The sequence below is a fragment of the Bifidobacterium criceti genome, from assembly GCF_002286935.1.
GTDB classification, from domain to species: Bacteria; Actinomycetota; Actinomycetes; order Actinomycetales; family Bifidobacteriaceae; genus Bifidobacterium; species Bifidobacterium criceti.
Window position 1 is genome coordinate 1 of the sequence record NZ_MVOH01000029.1, and the last position, 6,110, is coordinate 6,110.

The 6,110-nt window shown below is 61.2% G+C and carries 3 rRNA genes; all 3 read left to right on the forward strand.

The window, feature by feature from the left end:
* The first annotated feature begins 411 nt into the window (after positions 1–411).
* A 16S ribosomal RNA gene (locus B1526_RS08810) occupies positions 412–1,953 on the forward strand.
* A 540-nt stretch (positions 1,954–2,493) separates the two neighbouring features.
* Positions 2,494–5,573, forward strand: a 23S ribosomal RNA gene (locus B1526_RS08815).
* 195 nt (positions 5,574–5,768) lie between these two features.
* Positions 5,769–5,885, forward strand: a 5S ribosomal RNA gene (gene rrf, locus B1526_RS08820).
* Together the 16S, 23S and 5S rRNA genes form the textbook arrangement of a ribosomal RNA operon.
* Positions 5,886–6,110 lie beyond the last annotated feature (225 nt).

The following is a 6,110-nucleotide window of genomic DNA, read 5'->3' on the forward strand; positions in this document are numbered from 1 at the left end:
GGGGTGGTGTGTGGGTGGTGTTCGACATGCCGGGGGTGGCGTTGGGTTTGTCGGGTTGTGGGGCGTTGGGGTGGGGTGGCGACACGCCGGTGGGTTGCGTGGGTGGTGGGGGTTGGTGTAGGTTTTCTTCTTGCTGCCGCTCACGGCTTGCCGGGTTGTCCTGGTGGGGTTCGTGGGCTGTGTGTGGTGGTTTGAGAACTCAATAGTGTGTACTGTACTACTTCATCATGCGACCATGTTTTTGGTTGTGTGGTGGTCTTTTGATTGCCAGTCCGATGCCCGCCCGTGTGGTACCCGAGGGGGTTTGATGGGTGTCGGGGTTTTTGTGTGACCGTCCTTCCTTATTGGATGGTCCGTCTGATTTCTTTTGGAAATTATGAGTCATCTGTTGGATGTCTTCATGAAGGTTTTTTTGTGGAGGGTTCGATTCTGGCTCAGGATGAACGCTGGCGGCGTGCTTAACACATGCAAGTCGAACGGGATCGGTTGGTGCTTGCACCGGCCGTGAGAGTGGCGAACGGGTGAGTAATGCGTGACCAACCTGCCCCATGCACCGGAATAGCTCCTGGAAACGGGTGGTAATGCCGGATGTGCCGCACCTACCGCATGGTGGTGTGGGAAATGCTTTTGCGGCGTGGGATGGGGTCGCGTCCTATCAGCTTGTTGGTGGGGTGATGGCCTACCAAGGCGTTGACGGGTAGCCGGCCTGAGAGGGTGACCGGCCACATTGGGACTGAGATACGGCCCAGACTCCTACGGGAGGCAGCAGTGGGGAATATTGCACAATGGGCGCAAGCCTGATGCAGCGACGCCGCGTGCGGGATGGAGGCCTTCGGGTTGTAAACCGCTTTTGTTCAAGGGCAAGGCGGGCTTTCGGGCCCGTTGAGTGGATTGTTCGAATAAGCACCGGCTAACTACGTGCCAGCAGCCGCGGTAATACGTAGGGTGCAAGCGTTATCCGGATTTATTGGGCGTAAAGGGCTCGTAGGCGGTTCGTCGCGTCCGGTGTGAAAGTCCATCGCTTAACGGTGGATCCGCGCCGGGTACGGGCGGGCTTGAGTGCGGTAGGGGAGACTGGAATTCCCGGTGTAACGGTGGAATGTGTAGATATCGGGAAGAACACCAATGGCGAAGGCAGGTCTCTGGGCCGTTACTGACGCTGAGGAGCGAAAGCGTGGGGAGCGAACAGGATTAGATACCCTGGTAGTCCACGCCGTAAACGGTGGATGCTGGATGTGGGGCCCTTTCCACGGGTCCTGTGTCGGAGCTAACGCGTTAAGCATCCCGCCTGGGGAGTACGGCCGCAAGGCTAAAACTCAAAGAAATTGACGGGGGCCCGCACAAGCGGCGGAGCATGCGGATTAATTCGATGCAACGCGAAGAACCTTACCTGGGCTTGACATGTGCCGGACGGCGGCGGAGACGTCGCTTCCCTTCGGGGCCGGTTCACAGGTGGTGCATGGTCGTCGTCAGCTCGTGTCGTGAGATGTTGGGTTAAGTCCCGCAACGAGCGCAACCCTCGCCGCATGTTGCCAGCGGGTTATGCCGGGAACTCATGCGGGACCGCCGGGGTCAACTCGGAGGAAGGTGGGGATGACGTCAGATCATCATGCCCCTTACGTCCAGGGCTTCACGCATGCTACAATGGCCGGTACAACGCGGTGCGACACGGTGACGTGGGGCGGATCGCTGAAAACCGGTCTCAGTTCGGATCGCAGTCTGCAACCCGACTGCGTGAAGGCGGAGTCGCTAGTAATCGCGGATCAGCAACGCCGCGGTGAATGCGTTCCCGGGCCTTGTACACACCGCCCGTCAAGTCATGAAAGTGGGCAGCACCCGAAGCCGGTGGCCCAACCGCTTTTGCGGGGGGAGCCGTCTAAGGTGAGGCTCGTGATTGGGACTAAGTCGTAACAAGGTAGCCGTACCGGAAGGTGCGGCTGGATCACCTCCTTTCTACGGAGTTTTTGTGGGATGCCCGGTTTGGGTGTCCGTGTGGGGGATAGGTTCCCGCCCGTCCGGGTGGGTGTCCCCTTGCTGGTGTGGAAGAGATCAGGAGAGCATCCCTGGTGGGGTGTGTGGTGTGGTGCATGCTGTTGGGTCCCCGGACCGCCAACGCCCCCCTGGGTGGGGGTTGTGGCGCCGGTGCGCCCCGGTCCTGCCGCCGGCCCTGTGTGGGTCTGGTCGTGCGGGTCGGGTGTGGTGGTGGTTTGAGAACTGGAGAGTGGACGCGAGCGACGGCCTCGCCCCCCTTTTTGTTGTGGGGGTGTGGTTGGTTGTTCGTATTGCGATTTTCGAACATGGGGCATTCCCCGTTGTGGGGGTGTCCCGGGTGTTCGTTCGTTTGTTTCGTGTCGGCCCCGTGCCCTTGTGTGGGTGTGGGGTTGATGTGTGTGATGATCTGATAGTCGAGTGTTCCAGTGGACACGATGTTGTTCGTGTCGTTCGTTGTGTTCCGTCGTGGCTTGTCGTCGCCCCTGTTTCGGGGGTGGTGTGGGTCGTGGTGGAGGGCGCAGTGGTGGATGCCTTGGCAGACAGTACCGATGAAGGACGCGTGGGGCCGCGATAGTCCTCGGGGAGCCGCCGACATGGCTTTGATCCGAGGGTTTCCGAATGGGGCAACCCGCCTGTCGTTGTGGGCAGGCACCGCCGTTGGCGGGGGGTACGCAGGGAAGTGAAACATCTCAGTACCTGCAGGAGAGGATACTCCGTGAGTAGTGGCGAGCGAAAGCGGATGATGGCTAAACCGTGGCCGTGTGATACCCGTCGGGGGTTGCGGCCATGGTGTCGTGGGAGCGTGTGTCCCGGTGCCGACGTGCCGGGCGTCAGTGAGAAAACCGTGTGTGAGGCGAACCGGGTTGGATACCGGGCCGTAGAGGGTGATGGCCCCGTAGCCGAACGCGCATGGTCTGGCGATCGTGTCTCCCGAGTAGCGCGGGCCTCGTGGAATCCCGTGTGAATCCGCCCAGACCGTTGGGTAAGCCTGAGTATAGCTGTCTGACCGATAGTGGACGAGTACCGTGAGGGAAAGGTGAAAAGCACCCCGGGAGGGGAGTGAAAGAGTTCCTGAAACCGTGCGCCTACGAACCGTCGGAGCCTTCCTTTGGGGGGTGACGGCGTGCCTATCGAAAAATGAGTCTGCGAGTCAGTGGCATGTGGCGAGCATAAGCCGTGTGGCGTATGCGTAGCGAAAGCGAGTCCGAATAGGGCGTTTGAGTCGCGTGTCCTGGACCCGAAGCGGGATGATCTAGCCCTGGGCAGGTTGAAGCGTGGGTAAGACCGCGTGGAGGACCGCACCCACTTAGGTTGAAAACTGAGGGGATGACCTGGGGTTAGGGGTGAAAGGCCAATCAAATTCCGTGATAGCTGGTTCTCTCCGAAATGCATTTAGGTGCAGCGTCGGTTGATTGCGCGCAGGGGGTAGAGCTACTGGATGCTTGCGGGCCCGTACCGGGTACCAACAGCAACCAAACTCCGAATACCTGTCGCGTGTATGCCGGCGGTGAGTCGGCGGGGGATAAGCTCCGTCGTCGAGAGGGAGACAGCCCAGACCGTCGTCTAAGGTCCCCAAGCGCGTGCTAAGTGGGAAAGGATGTGGAGTCGCATAGACAGCCAGGAGGTTGGCTCAGAAGCAGCCATCCTTGAAAGAGTGCGTAACAGCTCACTGGTCTAGTGGTTCCGCGCCGACAATGTAGCGGGGCTCAAGCACGCCACCGAAGACGCGGACGCGACCCTTGTGGTCGCGTGGTAGGAGAGCGTCCCATGACGGGTCGAAGCGGCCGGGTGACCGTGCCGTGGACTTCATGGGAGTGAGAATGCAGACATGAGTAGCGAGAGCAAGGTGAGGATCCTTGCCGCTGGAAGACCAAGGGTTCCAGGGCCACGTTCGTCGTCCCTGGGTGAGTCGGGTCCTAAGGCGAGGCCGACAGGCGTAGTCGAATGGATGAACGGGTTGATATTCCCGTACCGGTCCCACGACCGATCAACGGCCCCTTACGAAATACCCGGTTTCGCCATGACGTCCCCTTCCTTCGGGAACGGGGCCGATTGGCTGGTTCCGGGTGGCTTGTCTGGGGTCGAGCGCATGGAGTGACGCGGACGGGTAGCCGGCCGGGGAGGTGGTTTTCCCTGGTCAAGCGTGCGGCCCCGCCCCCAGGCAAATCCGGGGGCGTGATGGGGCGAGGCGTGATGATGGGGGCCCTTGCGGCCCGATATCCGGTGATCCCGTCGGCCGAGAAAAGCTTCGGCGCGAGGTCCGGGACCGCTCGTACCCCAAACCGACACAGGTGGTCTGGTAGAGTATACCGAAGCGAGCGAGCGAATCCTGGTCAAGGAACTCGGCAAACCGCTCCCGTGCCTTCGGCATAAGGGAGACCCCCCTTCGTCCGGGCCCGCGCGGCCGCGGGGCGTCGGGGGGTGGCACAAGCCAGGGGGTAGCGACTGTTTACCAAAAACACAGGTGCATGCCAAGACGCAAGTCGCCGTATATGCACTGACGCCTGCCCGGTGCCGGAAGGTCAAGAGGATCCATCAGCGCTTTGCGCGCGAAGTGGTGAATTCAAGCCCCGGTAAACGGCGGTGGTAACTATAACCATCCTAAGGTAGCGAAATTCCTTGTCGGGTAAGTTCCGACCTGCACGAATGGCGTAACGACTTCCCCGCTGTCTCGACCAGGAGCTCGGCGAAATTGCAGTACGAGTAAAGATGCTCGTTAAGCGCAGAAGGACGAAAAGACCCCGGGACCTTTACTATACCTTGGTATTGGCATCAGGTGCGGATTGTGTAGCATAGGCGGGAGACCGCGAAGCGGTGGCGCCAGCCATCGTGGAGTCGACAGGTGAAATACCGCTCTGTCCCCATCTGATGCCTAACCCGGACAAGTCAGCCTTGTCGGGGAGAGTGCCTGGCGGGTAGTTTAACTGGGGCGGTTGCCTCCCAAAGAGTAACGGAGGCGCTCAAAGGTCCGCTCGGCCCGGTTGGCAATCGGGTGTCGAGTGTAATCGCACAAGCGGGCTTGACTGTGAGATCGACGGATCGAGCAGGGACGAAAGTCGGAGATAGTGATCCGGTGCCGGCGTACGGACGCGGCATCGCTCAACGGATAAAAGGTACCCCGGGGATAACAGGCTGATCATTCCCAAGAGTCCATATCGACGGGATGGTTTGGCACCTCGATGTCGGCTCGTCGCATCCTGGGGCTGGAGCAGGTCCCAAGGGTTCGGCTGTTCGCCGATTAAAGCGGCACGCGAGCTGGGTTCAGAACGTCGTGAGACAGTTTGGTCTCTATCCTCTGCGCTCGTTGGAATCCTGAGGAGGCCTGCCCATAGTACGAGAGGACCTGGGTGGACGAACCTCTGGTATGCCGGTTGTCGCGCCAGCGGCACGGCCGGTTGGCTACGTTCGGGAGGGATAACCGCTGAAAGCATCTAAGCGGGAAGCCCGCTCCAAGATAAGGATTCCTGACACCCCTTCCGGGGGTGTGTGAGACCCCACACGAGAACATGTGGTCGATAGACCGGACGTGGAAGCCGCGCGAGCGGTGGAGCCGACCGGCACTAACGGTCGAACACGACCAACACCGGCACCACGGTTGGAACCAACACGATCGGGACACACGACCCATCGGACACACACGATACAAGCATCAACACGAAACACCTGCGCGAACACACGACACACGCATACGAACACGCGACGCGTCCACCATCCGGTCCCCAAACAACCACCAGGACCCCCAACCACACAAGGGGGGTCCCGGAGAATTGAAGACTTGCGGCGGCCATGGCCCAGGGGAGACGCCCGGACCCATTCCGAACCCGGAAGCTAAGACCTGGCACGGCGATGGTACTGCACCCGACAGGATGTGGGAGAGTAGCACGCCGCCGCACCAACACGTCAAGGGAAAGCCCCGACACCACACAAGTGGCGCCGGGGCTTTTCCGCATACCCGACCCCCGGCGGGCACCAACCACGGCGCCCGCCGGGGGCCGTCGCATACCCGACACCGGCACCCGCCCGCCATGGCACGCCGGCACGGCCCCAAGCGTACCGGCCTGCGGGAAACCACGCGCCATGGCACGCCCACGGGCGCCGTAGCATACCGGACCGCGGTT